This is a genomic window from Magnetospira thiophila (assembly GCF_054657015.1).
This window is the reverse complement of sequence record NZ_BAAHXF010000001.1, coordinates 131,150-156,215: the sequence shown is the minus strand read 5'-3', so window position 1 is coordinate 156,215 and position 25,066 is coordinate 131,150. Positions and strand designations below refer to the sequence as shown.

General features: G+C 62.1%; 25 protein-coding genes. 15 read left to right on the top strand and 10 right to left on the bottom strand.

Translation table 11 applies throughout. The features are described from left to right. Nucleotides 1-2: 2 nt before the first annotated feature. Entirely contained in the window at nucleotides 3-704 is a 702-nt protein-coding gene (locus ACYQ1P_RS00765) for an RluA family pseudouridine synthase (RefSeq protein WP_460018473.1), read from the bottom strand. Here ACYQ1P_RS00765 and ACYQ1P_RS00760 point away from each other — a divergent pair. Then, nucleotides 703-912: a hypothetical protein gene (locus ACYQ1P_RS00760; RefSeq protein ID WP_460018472.1), complete on the top strand. Its 210-nt coding sequence runs from the start codon at nucleotides 703-705 to the stop codon at nucleotides 910-912. The two genes, ACYQ1P_RS00765 and ACYQ1P_RS00760, sit on opposite strands and share 2 nt — an antisense overlap. A 7-nt stretch (nucleotides 913-919) precedes the next feature. Here ACYQ1P_RS00760 and ACYQ1P_RS00755 read toward each other — a convergent pair whose 3' ends face one another. Together ACYQ1P_RS00755 and ACYQ1P_RS00750 are read right to left on the bottom strand one after the other, a co-directional pair. Continuing rightward, a complete protein-coding gene (locus ACYQ1P_RS00755; RefSeq protein ID WP_460018471.1) occupies nucleotides 920-1,375 on the bottom strand; it encodes a hypothetical protein in 456 nt (151 codons plus the stop codon). An 11-nt stretch (nucleotides 1,376-1,386) separates the two neighbouring features. Next, nucleotides 1,387-3,036 (bottom strand): SulP family inorganic anion transporter, encoded by a 1,650-nt coding sequence (locus ACYQ1P_RS00750; protein ID WP_460018470.1) that lies wholly within the window; start codon nucleotides 3,034-3,036, stop codon nucleotides 1,387-1,389. An 88-nt stretch (nucleotides 3,037-3,124) separates the two neighbouring features. Here ACYQ1P_RS00750 and ACYQ1P_RS00745 point away from each other — a divergent pair, with 88 nt between their 5' ends. Next, nucleotides 3,125-3,556 (top strand): thioredoxin family protein, encoded by a 432-nt coding sequence (locus tag ACYQ1P_RS00745; RefSeq protein WP_460018469.1) that lies wholly within the window; start codon nucleotides 3,125-3,127, stop codon nucleotides 3,554-3,556. A gap of 29 nt (nucleotides 3,557-3,585) precedes the next feature. On the opposite strand, the gene ACYQ1P_RS00740 is transcribed toward ACYQ1P_RS00745, so the two are convergent. The 6 genes from ACYQ1P_RS00740 to ACYQ1P_RS00715 all read right to left on the bottom strand — a co-directional run bounded on the left by ACYQ1P_RS00740 (nucleotide 3,586) and on the right by ACYQ1P_RS00715 (nucleotide 8,168). Beyond that, entirely contained in the window at nucleotides 3,586-3,909 is a 324-nt protein-coding gene (locus tag ACYQ1P_RS00740; protein WP_460018468.1) for a hypothetical protein, read from the bottom strand. Nucleotides 3,910-4,035: 126 nt separating this feature from the next. Further along, nucleotides 4,036-5,010, bottom strand: coding sequence for a signal recognition particle-docking protein FtsY (ftsY, locus tag ACYQ1P_RS00735; RefSeq protein WP_460018467.1), 975 nt, complete (start codon nucleotides 5,008-5,010; stop codon nucleotides 4,036-4,038). Continuing rightward, a complete protein-coding gene (gene mtaB / locus ACYQ1P_RS00730; protein ID WP_460018466.1) occupies nucleotides 5,007-6,233 on the bottom strand; it encodes a tRNA (N(6)-L-threonylcarbamoyladenosine(37)-C(2))-methylthiotransferase MtaB in 1,227 nt (408 codons plus the stop codon). The genes ftsY and mtaB overlap by 4 nt, the downstream gene beginning before the upstream one ends. Nucleotides 6,234-6,235: 2 nt before the next feature. Then, nucleotides 6,236-7,078 carry a diaminopimelate epimerase gene (gene dapF / locus ACYQ1P_RS00725; RefSeq protein WP_460018465.1) on the bottom strand — a complete coding sequence of 281 codons (843 nt, stop codon included), beginning with the start codon at nucleotides 7,076-7,078 and terminating at the stop codon, nucleotides 6,236-6,238. 101 nt (nucleotides 7,079-7,179) lie between these two features. Continuing rightward, nucleotides 7,180-7,623, bottom strand: a complete 444-nt coding sequence (locus tag ACYQ1P_RS00720; RefSeq protein WP_460018464.1) for a helix-turn-helix domain-containing protein — start codon at nucleotides 7,621-7,623, stop codon at nucleotides 7,180-7,182. A 146-nt stretch (nucleotides 7,624-7,769) separates the two neighbouring features. Then, nucleotides 7,770-8,168, bottom strand: coding sequence for a helix-turn-helix domain-containing protein (locus ACYQ1P_RS00715; RefSeq protein ID WP_460018463.1), 399 nt, complete (start codon nucleotides 8,166-8,168; stop codon nucleotides 7,770-7,772). 246 nt (nucleotides 8,169-8,414) lie between these two features. On the opposite strand from ACYQ1P_RS00715, the gene ffh reads away from it, so the two are divergent. From ffh to ACYQ1P_RS00650, 13 genes are all read left to right on the top strand, one after another. Continuing rightward, nucleotides 8,415-9,797: a signal recognition particle protein gene (gene ffh, locus ACYQ1P_RS00710; RefSeq protein ID WP_460018462.1), complete on the top strand. Its 1,383-nt coding sequence runs from the start codon at nucleotides 8,415-8,417 to the stop codon at nucleotides 9,795-9,797. A gap of 38 nt (nucleotides 9,798-9,835) precedes the next feature. Beyond that, a complete protein-coding gene (gene rpsP / locus ACYQ1P_RS00705; RefSeq protein WP_460018461.1) occupies nucleotides 9,836-10,258 on the top strand; it encodes a 30S ribosomal protein S16 in 423 nt (140 codons plus the stop codon). An 18-nt stretch (nucleotides 10,259-10,276) separates the two neighbouring features. Further along, entirely contained in the window at nucleotides 10,277-10,843 is a 567-nt protein-coding gene (rimM, locus tag ACYQ1P_RS00700) for a ribosome maturation factor RimM (protein ID WP_460018460.1), read from the top strand. After that, nucleotides 10,836-11,558 carry a tRNA (guanosine(37)-N1)-methyltransferase TrmD gene (trmD, locus tag ACYQ1P_RS00695; RefSeq protein WP_460018459.1) on the top strand — a complete coding sequence of 241 codons (723 nt, stop codon included), beginning with the start codon at nucleotides 10,836-10,838 and terminating at the stop codon, nucleotides 11,556-11,558. The genes rimM and trmD overlap by 8 nt, the downstream gene beginning before the upstream one ends. A 15-nt stretch (nucleotides 11,559-11,573) precedes the next feature. After that, nucleotides 11,574-11,975 carry a 50S ribosomal protein L19 gene (gene rplS / locus ACYQ1P_RS00690; protein WP_460018458.1) on the top strand — a complete coding sequence of 134 codons (402 nt, stop codon included), beginning with the start codon at nucleotides 11,574-11,576 and terminating at the stop codon, nucleotides 11,973-11,975. 44 nt (nucleotides 11,976-12,019) lie between these two features. Next, nucleotides 12,020-13,426, top strand: coding sequence for a 3-isopropylmalate dehydratase large subunit (gene leuC, locus ACYQ1P_RS00685; RefSeq protein ID WP_460018457.1), 1,407 nt, complete (start codon nucleotides 12,020-12,022; stop codon nucleotides 13,424-13,426). 431 nt (nucleotides 13,427-13,857) lie between these two features. After that, a complete protein-coding gene (locus tag ACYQ1P_RS00680) occupies nucleotides 13,858-14,973 on the top strand; it encodes a hypothetical protein (protein WP_460018456.1) in 1,116 nt (371 codons plus the stop codon). A gap of 321 nt (nucleotides 14,974-15,294) precedes the next feature. Next, nucleotides 15,295-17,481 carry a phosphoribosylformylglycinamidine synthase subunit PurL gene (gene purL / locus ACYQ1P_RS00675; RefSeq protein ID WP_460020111.1) on the top strand — a complete coding sequence of 729 codons (2,187 nt, stop codon included), beginning with the start codon at nucleotides 15,295-15,297 and terminating at the stop codon, nucleotides 17,479-17,481. 34 nt (nucleotides 17,482-17,515) lie between these two features. Beyond that, nucleotides 17,516-17,758: a BolA family protein gene (locus ACYQ1P_RS00670; RefSeq protein ID WP_460018455.1), complete on the top strand. Its 243-nt coding sequence runs from the start codon at nucleotides 17,516-17,518 to the stop codon at nucleotides 17,756-17,758. A gap of 114 nt (nucleotides 17,759-17,872) precedes the next feature. Continuing rightward, nucleotides 17,873-18,208, top strand: coding sequence for a Grx4 family monothiol glutaredoxin (grxD, locus tag ACYQ1P_RS00665; RefSeq protein ID WP_460018454.1), 336 nt, complete (start codon nucleotides 17,873-17,875; stop codon nucleotides 18,206-18,208). A 161-nt stretch (nucleotides 18,209-18,369) separates the two neighbouring features. Next, nucleotides 18,370-19,959, top strand: coding sequence for an MBOAT family O-acyltransferase (locus ACYQ1P_RS00660; protein ID WP_460018453.1), 1,590 nt, complete (start codon nucleotides 18,370-18,372; stop codon nucleotides 19,957-19,959). A 4-nt stretch (nucleotides 19,960-19,963) separates the two neighbouring features. Continuing rightward, the gene (locus tag ACYQ1P_RS00655) at nucleotides 19,964-21,217 is read left to right on the top strand and encodes a hypothetical protein (protein WP_460018452.1); all 1,254 of its coding nucleotides are present in this window, start codon (nucleotides 19,964-19,966) and stop codon (nucleotides 21,215-21,217) included. A gap of 51 nt (nucleotides 21,218-21,268) precedes the next feature. Beyond that, the gene (locus ACYQ1P_RS00650) at nucleotides 21,269-23,650 is read left to right on the top strand and encodes a mechanosensitive ion channel family protein (RefSeq protein ID WP_460018451.1); all 2,382 of its coding nucleotides are present in this window, start codon (nucleotides 21,269-21,271) and stop codon (nucleotides 23,648-23,650) included. Between the two features lie 124 nt (nucleotides 23,651-23,774). Here the strand turns inward: ACYQ1P_RS00650 and ACYQ1P_RS00645 are convergent. Then, nucleotides 23,775-24,720 (bottom strand): IS630 family transposase gene (locus ACYQ1P_RS00645; protein WP_460018340.1). Its coding sequence is split into 2 segments (ribosomal slippage): nucleotides 23,775-24,380 and nucleotides 24,382-24,720, totalling 945 coding nucleotides; the frame shifts between segments, so codons are not numbered across the junction. Between the last annotated feature and the right edge of the window lie 346 nt (nucleotides 24,721-25,066).

Sequence of the window (25,066 nt, the reverse complement as noted above, 5' to 3'; positions counted from 1 at the left end):
TTCTACCCCATCCGATCGAGCGCCGGACGCATATGTGGCGGCGCGGCGGCCTGGACAATGATTGGCGGGCGGTCTTCGTAGAGCGGGATTTCCACCTGACGGGCCAGCAGGTGGAGCCTCTGGCCATCCCCCTTGCCATACTGCGGATCGCCGAGGATCGGACAACCGAGCAGGGCGCAATGGACGCGGACCTGGTGGGTGCGGCCATTGTGCGGGGTCAGTTCCAGCCAACTCAAACCATCGGGGGAGGAGCCGCGCAGCCGGTAGCTGGTGCGCGCTTTTTGACCGTCCTTCGCAGGCACCATGCGCCAGCCTTTTTGCGGGCTGGATATTTTCTTGATCGGTTGATCAATAATGCCTGAATCGGCGGGTGGGCGACCGGCGACCACGGCCCAATAGGTCTTGCCAATATGACCTTGAGTGAACAGCCGTCCCAGTTTGCGCAAGGCCCGCTGGTTGCGTCCGAGGATCAGGCAGCCGCTGGTGTCCTGGTCCAAACGGTGGGCCGGGGCCGGGGTTTCCTTGTAACCGAAGCGCAGAAACCCCAGATAGTTTTCCAGACAGTCGGTGGCTCCAGGGCCACCGTGCACCGGCAGTCCGGCCGGTTTGTCGAGGACAAGCAGTAACGAATCCTGATACAGAATGCGGGCCTGCCACTCCGCCGCCGACCAGGAGGGAACATCAGGGGAAGGACTTGAAACCATGACCATGCTTTCTGGCGAGGCCTACCGCACGGCGGCCCAATTGATCGACGAGCAAGGCCCCCGTCAGGCCCGGCAACTGGCCCAACTGCGGGCCAACGAATTGCTTGATGCTCGGGATTTCGAGGGCAGTGCCCAGTGGAAGGCCATTCTCGATGCCATCGGTGAACTGGCGTTCAGCAGACCGGCACCGGAGGACCGTCCCAACTGAGCCGGGGTCATTCGTTGCACAGGGTGATGCGCATCATGTGGGAGTCCTCCTTGGCCACCAGATCGGCCACCGGGTTCCCCCGCTTGATGTCGGGATAAGCCTCCCACAGCCGCTTGAACAGGTTGTCGAGGCGGGTCGCGTAGAGGTGCCCCTGCCAGGGGTCGCTGTCGTCGGCACCAATCGGTTTTCGTTGCAGGGTGACTTCGTAGACATTCGTCCAACCAAGCAGCTTGCGCGGGCCGAGAAACTTGGCGACCCGCAGCACCCAGACCTCCCCCGGGGTCTCGGGATCGCTGAAAAAGATGTCGCAGGCCAGATCATCGAGCCCGGCATCGCCCGGCGGCAGGCGGCTGTCGGTCGCCGTCAGGCCGTGCCCGGGCAGGCTGTCGGCCAGTTTTTGACAACGGGCCGCGTCCTTTTCCTCGAAAAACACCCGGGTATAGGGTCCGGCGCATCCGGCCATGAACAGTCCTCCTATGTCACGTTGATTTGGCGTTCAAGCCACTGGGCGGCGCGGATCAGCGCCTTCTCGCGGGTCGGCACGCAACGGTTGGCGGGCACGGTCGCCAGCACATGCAGGCGGTCCAGGACCTCGCCCACCGGGGCCCGCGCCCCGGCCACGAACACCGCTCGACCCTGCGACGTGGCCCCCAGGATCACATCTTCGAAGGCCATGGCGGCACTGGTATCCACAAACGTGACGTCGGACAGGTCGAGAATCAAGACCTTCACGTTCGGTTCGAGAAACAGCCGCTCAGTCAGCCCCTTGGCGGCCCCGAAACTGACCGGCCCGGTCATATGCATCCACAGGATCGCCTCGGCATGGCGGTCGAGAATGGTCTGTTCGGCGGGACTCATGGGCACCGCCCCGAAGCCCTTGCCGCCGGCCGTTTTGACGGTCGCCAACTGCATGTCGGACATGCGCTTGACGAACAGCAGGGAGGCGGCGACCATGCCCGCCGAAACGGCCATGATCAGATCGACGAAAACGGTGAGAAACAACACCAACAGCATCAGCACCGTGCCCGCCCCCGGGGCGCGGCGCAGACGACGCAGATAGTCCCAATCAATGATCTCAATGCCGACCTTGATCAAAATTCCGGCCAGGACGGCGTGCGGAATATGCGCCGCCAGCGGCCCCAATCCCAGCACGACGGCCAATAAGACCAGGGAATGGATCATGCCTGAGGTCCTGGTCGTTCCTCCCGCACGGATATTGACCATGGTGCGCATGGTCGCTCCGGCTCCGGGTAGGCCACCGACGAACCCGGACAGCAGATTACCGATCCCTTGGCCGATCAGTTCACGATTGGAGTTGTGCCGGGTCCGGGTCACATCGTCGGCAATCAACGAGGTTAACAGGCTATCAATAGAACCAAGCAGGGCCAGGATCAACGCCGAGCCCAGCATGTCAGATAGCACATCCCAGGAAAAGGCGGGGAGGTGGATTTCCGGCAGACCGGTCGGAATGTTGCCGAGAACCGGCACATCGGGTAGCACCCAGGCCACCACGAGGGTACCCAGAATCAGGGCGATCAACGGGGCTGGGAGCCAGCGTTTTAGTCCGGGCGGGGTAAGGAACATGGTGCCCAGGGCGCCAATGCCGATCAGGGTTGCGCCGACGTTCAGGTGGCTCAGGGCATGGGGCAGAAACAGCAGGGCGGGAATGGTGCCGCCGTCAGGATTGGTCAGGCCAAGCAACGGGGCGATTTGCAGGATGATGATGATACAGCCGATGCCGCTCATGAATCCCGAAACCACCGGAAACGGCACCAGCGAGATGTAACTGCCCAGGCGCAGAAACCCGAACAGGATCTGCAACGCCCCGCCCATCATCACCACCGTAAAGGCCTGGGCCGGGTCATGCTGGTACTGGATGATGACCACCGCCATGACCACGGTCATCGGCCCGGTGGGGCCGGAAACCTGGGTCGGCGTGCCGCCGAACAGGGCGGCGAAAAAACCGACCAGAATGGCCCCGTAGAGCCCGGCCATGGGACCGGCCCCGGACGTCACGCCAAACGCCAGGGCCAATGGCAGGGCGACCACCGCCGCCGTTATCCCGCCATAGAGATCGCCGCGCAGGACATCAAACCTGCCGCCCACCGAAGGACCGGTCATCATGCCTTCCCTACGTCCATAGATTTGGCCCCTACCGGGACTCTTCCATGACACCTATAATGGAGCACACGGAATTTTACCAGAGGTGACCATGAGCGAGTCCCACCGGATCATCTGCCCCAGCTGCGGCGAGGCGACGGTCCTCACCCACAAACCGACCCGTGGCAATGTCTGTGCCGCCTGCGCCGCGCCGTTGTTTCCCGGCAAGCCGATCCCGCTGACCGGCGAGACCTTCGAGTCCCATCTGGGGGTCTGTGAATTGCCGGTGCTGGTGGATTTTTACGCCGACTGGTGCGCGCCCTGTATCCGCATGGAACCCATCTTCCTGGAAGCCGCCGACCACCTGGAGCCACGGGTCCGGCTGGCCCGCGTCGATACCGACGAGGAACAGGCCCTGGCCGGACGCCACGGCATCCGGGGGCTGCCCACCCTGGTGCTGTTCAAGAACGGCCAGGAAGTGGCGCGCATTGCCGGTGCCGTCACCCTCAGCCACCTGCTGGCCTGGGTGGAACAGCACCTTTAGGATGCCCGCCCTCCCGGGTTAGGGCGGCCTCACTTGGCCGCGGGAGCCGGGCCTTTCTTCGGGTTCACCGGATTGGGGCGGGCCAGATAGCCCTGCGGGGTCACTGCGAACATCTTGACCGGGATGCGCCGCCAGGACAGACCGCCGACCGCGTCATCGGTCTCCAGGACCCAGGTCCGGCCAGACGCGCTATCCACCATCAGGGTTCCCGGCTTGTCGTTCACGGTGCCGGAAAGCAGTTGATAGCGGTTGGTCATTTTGGCGAGGTCGGATTCCTCGTCGGCCTGTGCCGGTGCGGCGAGAACGGCCCATGCGGCGGCCGCAATCAGGGTACTCAACACAATCTGTTTCATGGATCAATTCCTTTGTGAGACACGAGCCGTTGTCGCCGAAAAGCGCTCAACGCCACGCCCGTACATTGCGCCTCAATGGGGGGGGGACACAAGCGGATTTGGATGGGGGCAAAGGTTGGAGGGGAATCAGGCATCGAGCCCCAACAGGTTGCGGGCAAAGGCCCGGGCCTCGAAGGGGCGCAGGTCTTCGACTCCTTCGCCGACGCCGACCGCATGCACCGGCAGGCCGAATCTGTCGGCCAGGGCGATCATCACACCGCCCTTGGCGGTGCCGTCCAGCTTGGTCAGGGCCAGACCGTTGACCTCGACCATGTTCTTGAAGGTCTCGACCTGCGACAGGGCGTTCTGACCGACCGTGGCATCGAGCACCAACAGGCAGGTATGGGGCGCCGTGGCATCGACCTTGCGCAGGACGCGAATGATCTTTTTCAATTCGTCCATCAGACCCTGTTTGTTTTGCAGCCGTCCGGCGGTGTCGATATAGAGCACATCGGCGTTCTCGGCCCGCGCCCGCTCCAGGGCATCGAAGGCCAGTCCGGCGGCGTCGGCCCCGATGTCGCGGGCGATCACCGGACAGCCGCAACGCTCGCCCCAGACCTTGAGCTGTTCGACGGCGGCGGCGCGGAAGGTGTCCCCGGCCGCCAACAGCACCCGGCGGCCCCGGTCCACGTCCTGCTTGGCCAGCTTGCCGATGGTGGTGGTCTTGCCGCTGCCGTTGACGCCGCAGACCAGCACCACATGGGGGCGCAGGGCGGGGTCGATTTCCAACGGTCGGGCCACCGGTTCCAGACTCTTGGTCAGTTCGCTTGCCAATTGCTCGCGGATTTCCTCCGACGAGGACTCCTTGCCGAAGCGGGTGGCGGAGACCGCTTCCACCGCCCGGGTGGCGGCGGGCATGCCCATGTCGGTGAGCACCAGCAGGTCTTCCAGATCGTTGAGCGCCTCGTCGTCGAGCAGTCGCTTGGTGACCAGATCGGTAATGCCGCCCACCAGCTTGCTCGACGAGCGGCTGAGGCCATTTTTGAGTTTGCCCAGCCAGCCGCTCTTGCGGTCGTCTTCGGTGGGTTCCGCCACATGGTCGACGAGGTGCTTGTAGCTCATGTCCGGTCTCCGAAAAGCTGAGGGTCCTGGAAGCGCAACTGCACCTCCAGCAGGTCGCCCGGCCGGGCGTCGGCGGTCAGTTCGAGAGCCGTGAAGTCGGCACAGCGAGCCTGTCGCCCGTCCTCGACCAGTACCCTTTCCCGGCGTCCCGCCTTGTCGGCCAGATGGCGCAGGTGGCGCGCCTCGCTGATGTCGCGCAACCGCGCCGCCCGTTGCTTGCGCAGGGCCACGGGGACCTGCGGCATGCGGGCCGCCGGGGTGCCGGGGCGGGGGGAATAGGGAAACACATGCAATCCCACCAGATCCATCTGGCGGACCGTGTCTTCGGTGCGCGCCGCACTGGCTTCGTCTTCGGTCGGGAACCCGGCGATGAGGTCGGCCCCGAGGACAATCTCCGGGCGCGCCCGGCGCAGGCTGCGGGCGAATTCGAGCGCACTCGCCACGTCATGGCGTCGCTTCATGCGCTTGAGAATCAAATCGTCGCCCGATTGCAGGCTGAGGTGCAGATGCGGCATCAGGCGCGGCTCCTCGGCCAGGACACGGAACAGCTCGGTGTCCATCACCGCCGGATCGACGGTGGAAAGTCGCAAACGGGGCAGATCAGGCACCTGTTGCAGAATCCACGCGCAAAGCCCTCCCAGCCCCGGTTCGTAGGAAGCGATATCGACCCCGGTCAGCACCACTTCCCGGTGACCGGCCTCGACCAACTGGCGGATTCGGGTGACCACTTCGTCCGGAGTCAGACTGCGGCCCGGTCCCCGGGTGAAGGGGACGATGCAGAAGGTACAGCGATGGTCGCAGCCTTGCTGGATTTGGACGAAGGCGCGGGTCCGGTCGGCAAAGCCTGTCAGCGCCGGAAACGGCGAGTCCTGGTCGGTCATGATGTCGGCCACCAGCAGGTCGTCGGCGGCGTCCGCATAGGCCGCCGGGTCGAGCTTCTCCCGATTGCCCAGCACCCGATCCACCTCGGGCATGGCGGCGAAGGCCTCGGGATGCAATTGGGCGGCGCAACCGGTGACGATGATCCGGGCGTCCGGTCGTTCGCGGCGCAGACGTCGGATATTCTGCCGGGCCTGCCGTTCCGCCTCGCCGGTGACGGCGCAGGTATTGACGATCACCCAGTCGCGCCCGTCGGCGGCCTGTGCCGCATGCTGGCGCATGACCTCGGACTCGAAGCTGTTGAGCCGGCAGCCCAGAGTGACGATGTGCGGGGGCGCGGCCATGCTCAGGCGGTTCCGTTCAGCAGGTCCGGATGCAGGTGGCCGGAAAAGCTGGCCGCCACCGGGCCGGTCATCAAGACCCGGCCGTCGTCGCGCCATTCGATGTCCAGCAGGCCGCCATCCAGCTCGACCTCGGCCCGACGTCCGACTAGTCCGCGCCGATGGGCGGCGACCAGACTGGCGCAGGCCCCGGTGCCGCAAGCCTGGGTGATCCCGACACCGCGTTCCCAGACCCGCATACGCAGTCGTTCCGGGCCCAGGACCTGGACCGCTTCCACATTGGTGCGCAGGGGAAACAGCGGATGGTTTTCCACTTGCGGGCCAAAAGTCGGCAAATCGACGGATTCCGCGTCGGCGACGAAAAACACCGCATGGGGATTGCCCATGCTGACCGCCACAGGGTCGTTCAGGGGACCGATGTCGAGATTCAGGTGCAGGGTCTCGCGTTGTTCGGCCAGCGGGATCTGCGTCCAGTCCAGGCGGGCCAGACCCATGTCGACGGTGATCAAGCCGTCGCCTGCGTCATGGGCTTCCAGTTGACCGGCGATGGTGGCGATAATGATCCGATCCCCGCCGAACTCGCGCATGGCCAAAGCGGCGACGCAGCGCGCGGCATTGCCACAGGCTTCCACCTGACCGCCATCGGCATTGTAGAGGCGCATGAACACATCGGAAGTCCGATCCGTGGGGGGCTCCATGACCACCACTTGATCGCAGCCGACCCCCAGATGACGATCCGCGATCAGGCGCACCGCTTCCGGGCTCAGGGACAAGGGGTCCCGTTGGGCATCGAAAATGACGAAATCGTTGCCCAGGCCATGCATTTTGATGAAAGCGCGTCCAGTCATGGGGCCTTATATAGGGTGCGCGTCCCGCCGCTGTCCAGCGCCATGCAAACGGGCCGCACCCGGTTGGCGTGCGGCCCGTTTGGAAACGTCATTGAAAGGGCTCAGTCCGCGTCGTGGGAATAACTGTTGGCCAGGGATTTCATGAACTGATAGAGGCGCTTGCGGACTTCCTCATCGGTGATGCGGTAGTAGTTGTGCATCAATTCGATGGCCTCGCGTGAATTCATCGGGTCATGATCAAAGGTCGCCTGGGGCTGGTCCGACATGCCCGGCACGGGAACGCCGCTGTTGACCAGGGTGGCATCCGGAATGCCCTCGAAAAAGTGGCTGACGCCCACATCCAGGACACGGGCAATCTTGAACAGATTGCTCGACCCGATCCGATTGGTACCGTTTTCGTATTTCTGAACCTGCTGGAACGTCACGCCGATGGCTTCGCCCAACTTGGTCTGACTGAGACGCAAACCCATCCTGCGCGCCCGCACGCGCGTGCCGACATACTTGTCGATCGGGTCTGCGGAACCCTTGGTACGCCTCTTTTCCATGCTACTTCCTATTTCCCTTAATTCTAAGATTCCGGATGCTCAATGGGGCACCGCTCCTCGCTCATCCCATTTCGCATACTATCACACTCAAGATCCAAAAATGCTACCCATTATTTTCTTTCTGTGGGGTTCCTCAGCCTTAATGGTCAACTATTCATGATGCCCATGGAGCGGATCACATCCAAAAGGCTGCGCCGGACCCGGGGGTCCGCGATTTGCATGTAAACCAGCAAAAACGCCTTCAGTTCGCGATCCATTTCCGCCGTCGTTCTTGGCGGAAGGTCGATAAGCTCCGGAGTCACGTCGCTGAAGAAGTCGGCCACCGGCAGGGATAGGGCCTTGCTCAGGCTGTACAGAACACTGGCGGAAACGCGGGTGAATCCCTGTTCGTACTTGGCGATCTGTTGCGGCGAGACTCCCACGTCACGGGCCAAGGCCTTGCGGCTGATGCGCAGTTCCATGCGGCGTTCCTTGAGGCGCTGTCCCACCGACCGATCAATGGGATGCGGGCCCGCGTGGGTGGTGTCGCCAAATTCGGACGTCATCGTGGGTATCCCCCTTGTCTTGAAACCATATGATAAGCTCAATTATGATTTGAATAAACCATTAGTTGGTGTCGGAGCGTGTTGCAGAGGATGTCTTGACAGGGCGGCGCGCAATCCATAAAGTCCGCCCCCACATCCGAGGGAATCTGTGACCCTTCGCCTCACGGGGCGCCGCCAATCCGCGAGTTTCGCGCACTGGCGCCGTTGGTGTTTGCGATGAATGTTTTGTGGAAGTGATCCGAACCCATGTTCGAAAGCCTGTCCGACCGTCTGGGCGATGTCTTTGAGCGTTTGAAGAAACGCGGAGCCCTTAACGAGGCCGACGTTTCCGAGGCCATGCGCGAAGTGCGCGTGGCGCTGCTCGAAGCCGACGTGGCGTTGCCGGTGGTCAAGGATTTCGTGGCCTCGGTGCAGCAGCGGGCCATCGGCCAGGAAGTTCTGCGTTCGGTGACCCCGGGTCAGATGGTCATCAAGATCGTCAACGACTGTCTGGCGGAAATGCTGGGCGGCGGACCGGGGCAGATGGATCAGGGGATCAATCTCCAGGCGTCTCCGCCGGTGGCGATCCTGATGGTCGGCCTTCAGGGGTCGGGCAAGACCACCACCAGCGCCAAGCTGGCCCTGCAATTGACCCGTCGCGAGCGCAAGAAGGTCCTGATGGCCTCCTTGGATATCTACCGCCCGGCGGCGCAGCAGCAATTGGCCATTCTGGGTGAGCAGACCGGCGTGGCCTGCCTGCCGGTGGTGTTCGGCGAGCAGCCGGTAGCCATCGCCAAACGGGCCATGAACGTGGGCCGTAAAGAAGGTTATGACGTGGTGGTGCTGGATACCGCCGGTCGGTTGCATATCGACGAATTGCTGATGGACGAAGTCGCCAAGGTCCGCGACGCCACTCATCCGACGGAGACCCTGTTGGTCACCGACGCCATGACCGGCCAGGACGCCGTTCATGTGGCCAAGGAATTCAATGAAAAAATCGGCGTCACCGGTATTGTGCTGACCCGCGTCGATGGCGATGCCCGCGGCGGCGCGGCGCTGTCCATGCGTCAGGTGACCGGCTGTCCGATCAAACTGATGGGTGTCGGTGAAAAGCTCGAAGACCTGGAGACCTTCCAGGCTGACCGGGTGGCCGGGCGCATTCTCGGCATGGGCGATATTGTCGGGTTGGTCGAAAGGGCCGCCGAGACCATCGACCAGCAAGAGGCGGAAAAAGCCGCGAAGAAGGCGCTCAAGGGCCAGTTCACCCTGGAGGACATGGCGCAGCAACTGGGCCAGATCCGCAAAATGGGCAACATTGAGGGACTGCTGGGCATGTTACCGGGCATCGGCAAGATGAAACAGCAAATCGCCGATGCCAATGTGGATGACAAAATGGTCGCCCGTCAGCAGGCGATCATTCTCTCCATGACGCCCCAGGAACGACAGAATCCGAAACTGCTCAATGCCTCGCGCCGCCGTCGCATCGCCGCCGGTTGCGGCTTGTCGGTACAGGACGTCAACCGGCTGCTCAAGCAGTTCCAGCAGATGAGCGGTATGATGAAGAAAATGGGCAAGCTCGGCAAAAAAGGGCTGCTGCGTGGCGGCATGCCGGGCATGGGCGGAAAGCTGCCGTTCCAGCCCGGACGATGAATTTGTAATGAATTGAACAACAAAAGGAAAATCCAACCATGGCTTTGAAAATCCGTTTGTCCCGGGGCGGGGCGAAGAAGCGCCCGTTCTATCGTGTGGTCGTTGCCGATGCCCGCAGCCCGCGGGATGGCCGCTTCATCGAGAAGGTCGGCACCTATAACCCGATGGTCGCCAAGGACCACCCGGACCGCATTCTGCTCAACGGCGAGCGCATCCAGTATTGGGTCAGCAACGGGGCGCAGCCGACCGAGCGGGTCTTGCATCTGATGGCCAAGATGGGTCTGGGCGAGAAGCCGGGCTTCCGTGAGCAGTCCATAAAGCATCTGCCGAAGACCAAGGCCCAGGAACGTCAGCGCGAGAAGGAAGAAAAGGCCGCCGCTGCCGCTGCCGCCGCCGCCGAGGCCGCCGCCGCTCCGGCACCGGTTGAAGAAGCGCCGGCCGAGGAAAGCGCCGCCGAGTAATCGGTCGGTCAGCTGTCCATGGTCGCGCCCCGCAACGAAGAAGTGCCCGGCATGTTGTGCCTGGGCGTGGTGACCGGGGCGCGGGGGCTCAAGGGCGAGGTGCGGATCAAGTGTCTGGCCGATGATCCTGAAACCCTGGTCGCCCACGGGCCGCTGTTCAGTGCTGACGGGTCGCGGACGTTTGTCCTGACGCTGACCGGGCTGCACAAGGGGCAGGTACTGGCGCGGATTGACGGGGTAACGGACCGCAATCAGTCCGACGCCCTGAAGGGAACGCGGCTCTATCTGTCTCGGGACGCCCTGCCGCCGCCCGGCGAGGACGAGTTCTATTACTCGGACTTGGTGGGACTACAGGCCGATCTGCTGGACGGAAGCCTGTTGGGTAAAGTGCAGGGGGTCTACGATTTCGGGGCCGGTGAGATTCTTGAAATCACCGGGACCGATGGTAAGCCGATCATGGTGCCGTTCACCAAGGCGGTGGTGCCGACGGTGGATGTGGCGGCCGGACGGTTGGTGATCGACCCGCCGCCGGGGTTGCTGGAGACGCCGCAACGGGACGAAGAGGACGAGGCCTCGGATGACTGAGGGAGCGGAACGAATCTGGACCAGCAGGGTCTTGACCCTGTTCCCGGAGATGTTTCCCGGCCCGTTGGGGGTCTCGTTGGCGGGAAAGGCCCTGGAAATGCGTTCCTGGGCTTTGGAAACGCTGGACATTCGGGCCTTTGCGCGCGATAAACACGCCTCCGTGGACGACACGCCCTGTGGCGGCGGCCCGGGGATGGTGATGCGGCCCGATGTGGTCGATGCGGCAATCGAGGCGGCCCAGGCTGGCGCGGCGGATTGGCCGGTGATTTATTTAAGCCCGCGCGGGGCACCGTTGACCCAGGCGCGGGTGGTGGAATTGGCCGGTGGCCCCGGCGTGATTTTGCTCTGCGGACGCTACGAGGGCGTCGATGAGCGGGTGCTTCAGGCCCGCGACGTGGAGGAGATCAGCCTCGGGGACTATGTGCTGTCCGGTGGCGAACCGGCGGCCCTGGCCCTGATGGATGCCTGTGTCCGGCTGTTGCCGGGGGTCATGGGCAGCGCCCAGTCGGGCGACGAGGAAAGTTTCGAACGGGGATTGCTCGAATATCCCCACTATACCCGACCCCGGCAGTGGCAGGGGCGGGAGGTGCCGGAAGTCCTGCTTTCCGGGCACCATGAAAAGGTAAGGGCCTGGCGTCTCGCTCAGGCGGAACAAACGACCAAGGAGCGGCGGCCCGATCTGTGGGAACGGTACGTCGCGACGCGGGACAGATGAACGAGGAACAGAACGATGGATATCATTAGCAAGCTCGAACAAGAGCAAATAGCCAAGCTGTCGGACAAGCCGATTCCGGAATTCCAGCCGGGCGACACCCTGCGGGTCAACGTGCGGGTGGTCGAGGGCGAACGCTCCCGAATCCAGGCCTTCGAAGGCGTGTGTATCGGCCGCGCAAACAAGGGCCTGAGCTCCAGTTTCACGGTGCGTAAGCTGTCCTACGGCGAGGGTGTGGAGCGGGTGTTCCCGATCTACTCGCCAACCGTCGAGGGGATCGAGGTGGTGCGCCGCGGTGCCGTGCGCCGGGCCAAGCTCTATTACCTGCGGGGCCGGACCGGCAAGGCGGCCCGCATCACCGAGCGCAAGGACTGGCAACGCAAGGGCTCGGCTGCTGCTGAAACCGCCACCGAAGCGTAAGTCTCTTCGGCCTTTCAGGAGAGTCCAGCCACGGGAGCCAAGCCATGGCCGCACAGCCGCGCACGCTGTTTGACAAGATCTGGGACAACCATCTGGTGGATGTCCAGGACGACGGCACCTGCCTGCTCTATATCGACCGCCATCTGGTCCATGAAGTGACCAGCCCGCAGGCGTTCGAGGGGCTGCGCACGGCAGGGCGCAAGGTGCGGCGACCGGATCTGACCCTGGCCGTGGCCGATCACAACGTGCCGACCACCGACCGTTCCCGGGGCATCGCCAACGACGAATCGCGCATCCAGGTGGAAGCCCTGGAATCCAACACCCGCGATTTCGGCGTGCCCTATTACGCGATGGACGATATCCGCCAGGGCATCGTTCATATCGTCGGGCCGGAACAGGGCTTTACCCTGCCCGGGACGACCATCGTCTGTGGCGATTCCCACACCGCCACCCATGGCGCGTTCGGGGCCTTGGCCTTCGGCATCGGCACCTCCGAGGTGGAGCATGTGCTGGCCACCCAGACCCTGTTGCAGAAACCGGCCAAGAACATGTTGGTGCAGATTGACGGTGCGTTGCCCCCCGGGGTCACCCCGAAGGATCTGGTGCTGGCCGTCATTGGCAAGATCGGCACCGCGGGCGGCACCGGCTATGTGATCGAATATGCAGGGCAGGCGATCCGCGAGATGTCCATGGAAGGCCGCATGACGGTCTGCAACATGACCATCGAGGGCGGCGCGCGGGCCGGTCTGATCGCCCCCGACGAGACCACCTACAACTACCTCATGGGCCGCCCCATGGCCCCCAAGGCCGGGGCCTGGGAACAGGCGGTCTCCTACTGGAAGACCCTGCCCAGCGACCCGGGCGCGACCTATGACGCGGAAGTGCATATGGACGCCGCGACCCTGGAGCCCTTTGTGACCTGGGGCACCAGCCCCGAGGATGCGCTGCCCATTTCGGGCCGGGTGCCCGATCCGGCCTCGGCCCGTGACGCGGGGAAGGCCAAGGGCATCGCCCGCTCGTTGGCCTATATGGACCTCAAGCCCGGCATGGCGCTGACCGATATTCCCATCGACAAGGTGTTCATCGGTTCCTGCACCAATGGGCGGATCGAGGATCTGCGCGCCGCGGCAAGCATCGCCAAGGGCCGCCATGTGGCGGCGGGGGTGCAGGCCTTTGTGGTACCCGGTTCCGGCATCGTCAAGGAAACCGCCGAGCACGAGGGCCTGGACGATATCTTTATCGAAGCGGGCTTCGAGTGGCGCGAACCCGGTTGCTCCATGTGCCTGGCCATGAACGGCGACCAGTTGGAGCCCGGCGAACGCTGCGCCTCCACCTCGAACCGCAATTTCGAAGGCCGCCAAGGCCGCGGCGGACGGACCCATCTGGTGAGCCCCGAAATGGCCGTCGCGGCGGCTGTCACCGGCCACCTGACCGACGTGCGCAAGCTGTAAGGGATGGGGGGCGGCCCAGCGGCGCGCCGATCTGTCAGGCATAGAGCAGCGATTCAACGTCCTCGCCGCCCAACCGTACCTGGCGGTTGAACGAACTGACTTTTTCCCTACGAAAATCACCTGATCGTCTATCGGACTGAGGAGGCAGGGATCATTCTCGTCCGTGTGCTCCACTGTAGCATGGATGTGGCGATATGGTTGAAGTAAATTTATTGCAGCAACCACCGGATGATGATATATCCTGGGTTAGGGTGACAGTATGTTTTGGATAAGGAAACCGCCAAGCACGAGGGCCTGGACGAGATATTTATCGAGGCGGGAATCACCTAATTTAATTAATGCGCTGTCAACGTAACCCCTAATTTAATTAATGCACAGTCACCGTAACCCACCCTCATGCTGAGCTTGACGAAGTATGAGGGTGTCAAAGCATGGTTCAAAAAATGCACTCTTATCGTAACCCACATGATCGCTCGATTGTTTATCATTTCGATGTAGATCAGCACAGCCTTCCGCTGAAGCAGTTTGTCGATACGGCGAATGCGACCCTATCCATTGTCGAAAATTTCAATGAGGAACTGTTCGACGGAAAGGGAAAGTTTGAGCTTCGGGTTATTACGCCAGAACCCGGCGGTCTGATCGAGTTATTGGAGCTTGTCGTCGTCGTGGGAGGTCCTGTATGGGTCTTTCTTTCGACTGACATTGGGAAAGCGTACATCAAAGGGCTTACCGGTCATGAACCGGCCCATTGGGCGGACCAGCTTGGTCGGTTGACGCGGAAAATCGGTTCCCGCGATGATGGGCCGCCGCCGGATGTGATGGGGTTCCTCACGGCCTTACCGAAAGACGACGTTGCGGCGCAGACGAAGAGTATGGAACTTGAGGCGGCTATTCTGGCCGAGCTCATTATTCGCTTTTTGGAGACGCACGCTGATCAGCTCGAAAAGATCGGCTTCACCAAGCGGAAATTCAGAAAGGCATACTCCGCCAAGAACCGGGTCTATCAGGCCTGCGTGGATAACCGAGAGGTAAAGGCGCTTGGTTTTGATCGATCCGAACATTTTGGCCTTAAACGAGCAGATTTCCCAAAGTTTATCGAACAACTCCCTGACGAGGAAATCACTGACCCGGAACCTCCGCATTCGTGGACCGTTGAGATCGTGGACGTCCTCGCCAATTCACCGAACTGGCTGAGAGACGGACGAAAATGGCAGGGAAAAACCGACAAGTATAAAGACATTGCCTTTTCGATTGAGGACGAGGCCTTTTGGCACCACGTCAAGGTAAAGGACATAGAAGCGGACATCGGCGACAACATGCGCGTTCAATGGGCTTTTCCGACCAGTCCGTCCAAGCCCTCGAACGTTCGCGTGTTGAAAGTATTGACGTTCAACGGCCGCGAAATCGCTAAACCGCTGATCGAGCAGGAACTCCAAGAAATTCTGGAGGAAGTCTCCCTTCGGGAGCCGGACATGCCGAGTTTGTTCGACCATGCGGAAGAAACAGACAAGAAGACTGATGAGAGAGGCGGGCAAAATGGCGCGTAAACCAAAATGAGATTACGATAATCGCATAGACGCCCCCAGCGGCTTCGTGATGAGCCATACTGGTGAGTGTCAGATCAGGTCTGAACTACTGCAGGTTACGGTTACGATAACACGCCATTAACTACGCGGCATGCACCGCCACACCCAAACACCCCCCCACGCCGACACCCACACCCCGCCCCCTGCGATAACAATTCGGCATTTCGTTCTGGTCACCGGCGCCATGGTCTCTTTCGCAAACCGATGAACCTTGCTATCAAGGGCGCACTGTTTTCCCTGCCCTGCCGCGCCCCCTTTTCCAGGAGCCCCGCCGTGACCGAGATGACCCCTGAACTGATCGCCGAACATGGCATCACGCCTGAGGAATACGAAAAGATCCTGGAGATTCTGGGGCGGGAACCGAACCATACGGAACTGGGGGTGTTTTCCGTCATGTGGTCGGAGCATTGCTCCTACAAGTCCTCCAAGCTGTGGCTGAAGACTCTGCCCACAGAATCCACCGAGGACCCCGAGCGGGTGATCTGCGGTCCCGGTGAGAATGCGGGCATCGTCGATATCGGCGACGGGCAGGCGGTGATCTTCAAAATGGAGAGCCACAACCACCCCTCTTATATCGAGCCCTATCAGGGGGCGGCGACCGGGGTCGGCGGCATCCTGCGCGACGTGTTTACCATGGGGGCGCGGCCCATCGCCAATCTCAACGCCCTGCGCTTCGGATCGCCGGACCATCCCAAGACCCGGCACCTGCTGTCCGGCGTGGTGGCCGGGATCGGCGGCTACGGCAACTGCATCGGCGTGCCGACGGTGGGCGGCGAATGCGAATTCCATCCCAGCTACAACGGTAACATCCTGGTCAACGCCTTCACTGCCGGGCTGGTGGATACGGACAAGATCTTCTATTCCGCCGCTGCCGGGATCGGCAATCCGGTGGTCTATGTAGGCTCCAAGACCGGACGCGACGGCATCCACGGCGCGACCATGGCCTCCACCGAATTCAATGCGGATTCCGAGGAAAAGCGGCCGACGGTACAGGTCGGCGATCCGTTTACCGAGAAGCTGCTGGTGGAAGCCTGTCTGGAATTGATGCAGACCGACGCCATCGTCGCCATTCAGGACATGGGCGCGGCGGGGCTGACCTCGTCGTCCTTCGAGATGGCCTCCAAGGGCGGCGTCGGCATCGACATGAATCTGGACAGGGTGCCGCAGCGCGAAGAGGGCATGACCCCCTATGAGATGCTGCTGTCGGAAAGCCAGGAACGGATGCTGATGGTGCTGCAACCGGGCAAGGAAGACATCGCGCGCAAAATCTTCGAGAAATGGGAACTGGATTTCGCCATCGTCGGCACCATCACCGATACGGGGCGCATGGTGATCCGCCATCACGGCGAAATCGTCGCCGATTTGCCCATCGACCCGCTGGCCCTGGCCTCGCCGGAATATGACCGGCCCTGGGTGGAGAATCCCTCGCGGTCCCAGATTGATCCCGCCGACGTGGCCGTGGTCGATCCCATCGAGGCCCTGAAGACCCTCATGAGCTGTCCCGATCAGGCCTCCAAGCGCTGGATCTGGGAGCAGTACGATCACATGGTGATGGGTGACACGGTGGGCCGCCCCGGCGGGGACGCGGCGGTGGTGCGCATCCACGGCACCCGCAAGGGCCTGGCCCTGACCAGCGATGTGACCCCGCGCTATTGCGTCGCCCATCCCTACGAAGGCGGCAAACAGGCGGTGGCCGAGGCCTGGCGCAATCTGACCGCCGTCGGGGCCAAGCCGCTGGCGGTCACCGACAACCTCAATTTCGGCAACCCGGAAAAGCCGGAAATCATGGGTCAACTGGTGGGCTGCATCCGCGGCATGGGCGAGGCCTGTTCGGCGCTCGATTTTCCGGTCGTGTCGGGCAATGTCTCTTTGTACAACGAGACTCAGGGGGCACCCATCCTGCCGACACCGACCATCGGCGCGGTCGGCCTGCTGCCGAAAATCGGCCTGCGCGTCGAGGCCACGTTCCCCGATGACGATCTGACCCTGATCCTGATCGGTGAGACCAGGGGCCATCTGGGCGCGTCCTTGTATCTGCGCGAGATCGAGGGCCGCGAGGAAGGGGCCCCGCCGCCGGTGGATCTCAAACGCGAGCGGATGCACGGGGATCTGGTGCGCGGACTCATCGAATGCGGTCTGGTCAGTGGCTGCCATGACCTGTCCGACGGCGGGCTGGCCGTCGCGGCGGCGGAAATGGCCCTGGCTGGCAACGTCGGCTGCCTGCTTGAAAGCCCGCCCGGGGCCAAGCCGTTGCATGGCTGGTTCTTCGGCGAGGACCAGGGCCGCTACCTCATCGCCACCGACGACAAGGACGAGGTCATGACCCGCGCCTTTCAGGCCAACGTTCCGGCCCGCACCGTCGGCAAGACCGGCGGCGACAGCCTTGAGATTGCCGGAAGCGGCACCATATCGCTGGAAGAACTGCGTCGCCTGCACGAGGACTGGATGCCCAGCTATATGGCGGTGTGATTAGTTTTATTATTTAAGTCAAGGAGTTACCAATATGGCCATGGAACTGAGCCAACTCAAGCAATTGATCGAGGAGGGCCTGCCGGGGTCCCAGGTCACGGTTTCCGATCTGGTCGGGGATAAAAACCATTTGTCGGCGACGGTGGTCTCGGAGGCCTTTCGCGGCAAGTCACGGGTGCAACAACACCAGATGGTCTATGGGGCGCTGAAAGGCAAGATGGACGGCGCGGACGGCGAGTTGCACGCTCTGCAACTGTCCACCTCGGCCCCGGACTGATCCTGTTCCGTGGGCCGTTGACAGGGCCGACCCCCGGGACCATATGACATCCAGTTGCCGCCCGTTGCGGCGGGTTGCCTTGTTATTTTTTTTTGCATGAAGGATTTTTTTGCCATGACCGACGACAAGCCCGTATTCAAGCAGATCCGCCAGGACCTGGAAGAAAACGATGTGGTGCTCTACATGAAGGGCACCCCCATGTTTCCCCAATGCGGCTTTTCCGCCGCCGTAGTCCAGGTTCTCAGCGAGACCGGCGTCAAGTTCAAGGGCATCAATGTGCTCGAAGACCCGCGACTGCGCGAGGGCATCAAGGAATTCGCCAGCTGGCCGACCATTCCGCAGCTTTACATCAAGGGTGAATTCGTCGGCGGCTGCGATATCGTGCGCGAGATGCATGCCAACGGCGAACTGAAGGCCATGATGGCCGACAAGGGCGTCGCCTCGGCCTGATCCCATCCGCCGCCATGCTGAACGAGGGCCGCCCAGGGGTGGCCCTTTTTATTTATACAAAGCGTCACCTGTCGATCCTGGCCTTTTATCGGCGGGGCTTCTAGACTGTGTATGCCAACACAATCATTGAATTTATTTTAAATTATTATGACCCTCATAACATGCTTTTCAATTCCTACGAATATCTGGTGTTTTTCCTGCCCCTGGTGCTGATCGGGTTTTTTGCCATCAGCCGCCGGTTCGGGCGCGAATGGGCCATTGTCTGGCTGGTCCTGGCGTCGCTGTTTTATTATGGCTGGTGGAATCCCCTGTATCTGGGGCTGATGCTGTTTTCCATGGGCTTCAATTTCGCGGTCGGGCGCGCCATCGGCCAGCTGCCCGACCCCCGTTCCCTGTCGCGCCGCCTGTTGCTGATGGGCGGCATCGCTTGCAATCTGGGGCTCCTGGGCTATTACAAATACGCCAATTTCTTCGTCGATAATGTCAACGCCCTGTTCGATAGCTCCTTGAATCTGGCCCCGATTGTCCTGCCGCTGGCCATTTCCTTTTTCACCTTTCAACAGATCGCCTATCTGGTCGATGTGCACGAAGGGCTGGTCGAGGAATACAGCTTTTTTCACTACGCCCTGTTCGTGACCTTTTTCCCGCAACTCATCGCCGGGCCGATCGTCCATCATTCGGAGATGATGCCGCAATTCATGCGTGATGAGGTATTGACGCCACGGGCCAAGAACATCGCCATCGGGGCCACCATCTTTTTTATCGGATTGTTCAAGAAAGCGGTCTTGGCTGACGGGGTCGCCGCCTATGCGACGCCGGTCTTTAATGTGGCCCAGACCGGCGGCGAGCTTTCCCTGTTCACCGCCTGGGGCGGGGCGCTGGCCTATACCCTGCAACTGTATTTCGATTTTTCTGGATATACGGACATGGCTATCGGCTCGGCTCGTTTGTTCGGCATCCGTCTGCCGCTCAATTTCTTCTCGCCCTACAAGGCCGGGAGCATCGTCGCCTTCTGGCGGCGCTGGCATATGACCCTGTCGCGGTTTCTGCGCGATTATCTGTATATCCGCCTCGGCGGCAACCGCCACGGCCCCGCCCGCCGCTACGGCAACCTGCTGGCGACCATGGTGCTGGGTGGACTGTGGCATGGGGCGGGATGGACCTTTGTCATCTGGGGGGGCTTGCATGGCATCTATTTGATGATCAATCACGGCTGGCACCTGTTGTGCCGTCAGTTGAAGCTGGGCGACCTGCGCCGTTTTGCCGCTTGGCGGGTGTTTGCCTGGGGGCTGACCTTCCTGGCCGTGGTGGTGGGCTGGGTGTTCTTCCGGGCCGAGAGTTTCGATGCCGCCATCGCCATGCTGCGGGCCATGGTCGGGCTCAACGGCGTGGCTCTGCCCAACGCTTTGTTCGTTCAATTGAGTGCGCCACTGCAACAGGCGCTGCGCGACCTGGGGGTCGGCACCTTCCTCGGCCAGGGGCGCGATTTCGGTTTCACCTATCTCTGGGTGGTCAGTCTGTTGGCCCTGGCCCTGGTCGCCCCCAATACCAGCCAGTTGATGCGCCGCTATCGTCCGACGGTGAATTTCTATCCGAGACCCCAGGAGGACGCCATCCAGCCTCTGGGCCACTGGATGCTGTCCCTGGCTTGGCGGCCTTCGTGGCGCTGGGCGTTGGGGATCGCCCTGCTGGCCGGGTGCGGCATTCTGGCCCTGTCCAGTGTTTCCGAATTCCTGTATTTCCAGTTCTGACGCCATGACCTTCAAACGCTATATCAGAACCCTCTCGCTCGGCGGCCTGGCTTTCATGGTTCTGGCCGTGAGCTTCATATTACTCATTGATCCGTACGGTATCTTCGGTACCCCGCGCATCGAGGGGATCAATCTGGCCAAGCCCTTCGCCGGAAACCGGGGACGGCTGTCGAAGGTCTATCAGGTGGAACGTGTCCGACCGGCCAGCCTGATCGTCGGCAATTCCCGGCCTGAAATGGGGCTTGATCCGACTCATCGCTGCTGGTCGCAGGCGGCGCGCCCGGTCTACAACATGGCTCTGCCCGGCACTTCGGTTTATGCCCAGGTCCGCTATGGGCAGCATGGCCTGGCCTCCGGCCCGGTCCGGCAGATGCTGGTCGGCCTGGATTTCATTGATTTTCTGGTCGATCCACAAACGCCGTCGGACCCCGAACAGTGGCCGATTCCGTCACGGGAACCCGATCCGCTGGCGGTCGATGCCCTGGGTCGGACCGTACCGGAATTTAAGTGGCGGCGGCTGAAGGATTATGCCATGGCCGCCCTGTCCCTCGACGCTCTGGGCCATGCCATCGCCACTCTGGCGCAACAGAGGCAACCCTTTGTGGAGACCCGCACCGAGCTGGGCTTCAACCCGGCCGAACAGATCTACCGTCCCATCGTTGACAGCGAGGGGGTGAGCGTTCTGTTCGCGCAAAAGAACCGTGAAGTCGCCGAGCGGCTGACCGCCCGTTCCTGGTCGCTTTATCCCCGGGGCCGCACCTGGTCCTCGGACTTCGAGGCGTTGCGCCGCCTGCTGCGACAGGCGCGGGAGCAGCAAATCCAGGTCACCCTGTTCATCAATCCCTATCACGCCGAATATCTGGCCGCCATTTCCGCTTTCGACCTGTGGCCGCTGTTCGAACAATGGAAGCGCCGTCTGGTCGCCCTCGCCGCTGACGAAGGCGGGCTTCCCCTGTGGGATTTCAGCGCCATCGACGCCTATTCCAGCGAGCCCGTGGCCGGGATCGCGGCACGGGGCGAGAGCCTCAAGTGGTTCTGGGAACCGGCCCATTACCGCAAGGAACTGGGTGACAAGATGCTCGACAGCCTGTTGCGGGATCAATGCCCCGCGCCTGTGGCCACGGAATCATTCGGCAGATCCCTGACACCCTCCAACATCGACGCCCACCTTGCCGAACGGGCGCGGGAAATGACCGCCTACGCGCGGGAAAATCCGTCGATCCTGAGCCGTTTGAAAGCCTATGTTCCCGTGCCCTAGATCGTACTAGACTGCCGGTTCAAGAGGCCTTTCTCTGGAATAGTCGAGACCATGCCCCGTTTTGTGTTGATCCTGTTGCTGCTTTGCCTGTCCTTCGGCTCCCTGGCCCGGGCGCAGGACTCCCAGACGAACGGCACCGAAGTGCGGGCCTGGGCCAAGGAACTGGAGACTCTGGCTGACCAGATCGAGCGGAAAGTCCCACGCGACGAGGGGACCAGCCTGGAACGCAAGCGCATTCGGACCCTGATCACTCTGGCCGTCGCCCGGCGCGAGGTCTCCCTGGAGCGGGCCAAACAGGTCCAGCAATTGCTCGACCAGCTGGGCCCCAAACCGGAGGCCGATGCGGCACCGGAAGAGCCCGTGATCGCCAAGCGTCGGGCCGACCTGACCGCCGAACTCAGCCGTTATGAAACGGAAAGCAAGCAGTCCGCACTGATCATCGCTCAGGGCGAACAGATTCTGCTCGATCTCTCACGGACCGAACGCGCGGAACTGCGCGATACGCTGCTCCAACGCGGTCCGACCCCCGTTCACTGGGAGGTTTGGGTCACGGCGGGCCAGGAATTCGCCGGACTGTTCGTGGCGACCTTCCTCGACGCCCCGCGGGACTGGTGGGCCGAACTGCAACGGGACAACAAAAAGCGCAGCCGGGCGCTGCAAGTTCTGCTCTATGCCTTTTTGGCGACCCTGGTGGGGTGGCCGCTGCGGCGTTGGCTGACTCGTCGCTTCGGGCGCGACCCGTCGCTGGCCGAACCCAGTGCCTCGCGCCGCCTGTTGGCCGCCCTGAGCGAAGGTCTGACCGGCGGCCTCATTCCCGTGGTTTTTCTCGCCGCCATCGGGGTTCTGGTGGTCGAGGGCGGGCTGGTGGAGGATGCCCTAGCCAGTGCCGTGGGCAGTGTGGTCCGCGGAATCATCATCTTTTTGCTCTCCGCCTCGCTGCTCGATGCGGCGCTGGCTCCGGAAGCCCTGCAATGGCGCCTGATGGCCTTGCCAGATGCGGCGGCCCGCCTCCTGGTGAACCGGGCCAAGCTGTCGCTGGTGCTGTTCCTGTTCCCGGATGCCCTATATCGCGCCCTCTCCTGGACCACGCCCTCGGAGTCGTTTCAGGCGGTCTTCGCCACCCTGACCACCCTCATTCTGGCCCCGGCCCTGATCGCCACCCTGTCCCGACGGATCTGGGGGAAAGCCATCGAGAGTCCGACGGACGCCGACCCGGACGCCGAAGCCAGCGCCGGTCCGCTACGCACCCGTCTGCGCTCCCTGCTGTCGCTCGCCCTGCTGCTGACTCCGATCCTGGCTTTGGTTGGTTATGGACAGTTGGCCAACTACATGATGCGATTGCTGGTTCTCAGCACCATCATCATCAGCCTGCTGTGGTTCCTGCGTACCATGTTGCGCGAAGCGGTGACCCTGTTGCTGGAAGGGGAGGGCCGCCTGGGGAAAGGCCTGCGCGATGCCCTGGCCATCACCCAACTCGGCGCGAAGCGGCTCAAGGCGCTGCTGTTCCTGGCCTCTGACATGGGGTTGATCGTGTTCGGGCTGACCTTACTGTTGCCGGTCTGGGGCCTGCGCCCGGCACAGATGATGGATTTGGCGAGCAGCCTGTTCAACGGCTTCCGCGTCGGCTCCTATACCTTTTCGCTGGCCGATCTGCTGCTCGGCATCATGTTGTTCACCACCATCATTCTGATCACCCGAGTCATTCAGAAATCGGTGACCCAGCATCTGCTGCCCAGCCTGACCCAGGACAAGGGCATTTCCGACGCCCTGAAAAGCGGCATCGGTTATCTGGGGGTCCTGATTGCCGCGCTGGCCGCCATTTCGGCCATGGGCATCGACCTGACCAATCTGGCGCTGATCGCCGGTGCGCTATCGGTCGGCATCGGCTTCGGACTGCAAACCATCGTCAATAATTTCGTCTCCGGCCTGATTCTGCTCGCCGAACGGCCCATCAAGCCCGGCGACTGGGTGGTCATTGGGGAGCACGAGGGCACGGTCAAGAAAGTCAATGTCCGCTCCACCGAGATCACCACGTTCCAGCGGGCCAGCGTGATCATCCCCAACGCCGACCTGATTTCCTCTTCGGTGCTCAACTGGACGCACAAGAACCTGCTCGGACGGGTGGACATCCTGATCGGTGTCGCCTATGGCAGCGACGTCCAGAAGGTCAAGGAAATCCTCCTGGAAAGCGCCAAGGAACAAGCCAACGTCCTGACCTATCCCCTGCCCATGGTGGTTTTCAAGGATTTCGGCGACAGCGCCCTGATGTTCGAATTGCGCGCCTTTCTGCGCAATGTGGAATTGCGGGTTACCACCGCTTCGGATATCCGCTTTGCCATTCTCGCCAAGCTTACCGATGCCGGAATCGAAATCCCCTTCCCGCAGCGGGTGGTCCATATGTCCCCGCCACCGCAAGAGCGGCTTGGATCGTGATGCAGAAAACCTGCATCACTTGAGCCCCTCGCCGGGCGCGCTGCGCGCTTGGCCGCCACCTCAATGGCGGCTTGGATCGTGATGCAGAAGTAAGGCATCGCGGATACATTAGAGCGGGATGAATTTAGGTTGGTCCATATCCGGCGTTTCTGACGAGGTTGGCGCATTCCTGCGGCGGGAAGGCATCGAGTAGCCTTCCGATGGCCTCGCAGAGCGCATCGACGGTGCGCGCGGCCTCCTTGCGCAGCAGATGCTTGAGTTTGGCAAAGACCTGCTCGATGGGGTTCAGGTCGGGGGAGTATTTCGGCAGGAAGAACAGCTTGGCACCCGCGCCTCGGATGAGGCGGCGGATAGCTTCGCCCTTGTGGCTGCCGAGATTGTCCATGACCACGATATCGCCGGGCTTGAGGGTGGGGATGAGCACCTTCTCGACATAGACCCGGAAGCGTTCGCCATTGATCGGCCCGTCGAGAACCCAGGGCGCCTCAATGCGGTCGTGGCGGAGCGCGGCGAGGAAGGTCATGGTTTTCCAGTGGCCATACGGCACCTTGGCGTCGAGCCTTTGGCCGACCGGCGCCCATCCCCGGAGCGGCGCCATGTTGGTCTTGGTCCAGGTTTCGTCGATGAAGACTAGGCGATCAATGGCCACCCGGTCCTGATACGCCTTCCACTGTTCACGCTTACGCGCCACGTCGGGCCGATCCTGTTCCCTGGGAAGGACGCTTTTTTTTGAAACTCAGTTTTTCGGCATGCACGAATTCCCAGACGCTGCGGTAGTCGACCATCACCTTGCGCTCGGCCAGTTCCGCCACCAACCCACGCAACGTGAAGTCCTTCTCCTTGCACCGCTGGATAAGCCAATCACGGTGTTCTCCTCGGATTGTCTTCGGCCGGTTCCCTCCCATCTTGTCGGGCGCAACACTGCCCGTCTCGCGGAAACGGGTCACCCAGCGGATGACCGAACTGACACCAACGGCAAACCGCGCCGCAGCTTGGTGCCGAGAGAGGCCGCCTTCCTCAACGGCGGCGACCACACGCTCGCGGAGATCGTTCGAATAGGGTTTCGTCATCCATACTGGCCTCCTTTTCCAGCCAGTATGTTGAATCAGAATTGCGAGACTTTGGGAATCCCCTTTCGATTCACTCCGGCTTCATCCCGCTCTAAGATCGGCCCCGGCACCACAGGGCGCAGGAGCAACCGGGGGAGCAGGGAACACCCCGTTGGGCGCAGGCTCTGACCCACCAGCCGCCGGGCCATTGACGCATGCAACTCGGCGCGGGCCAAAATGTTGTTTGCTGCATCGGTGTATCCTCGGCAATGGTTTTGCATTTGTCTGACATTTGCACTACATGAATATTGATGCATATTTCATTTATATCTAAATCATTTATGTTTAAGTAAAATTGAATATATTT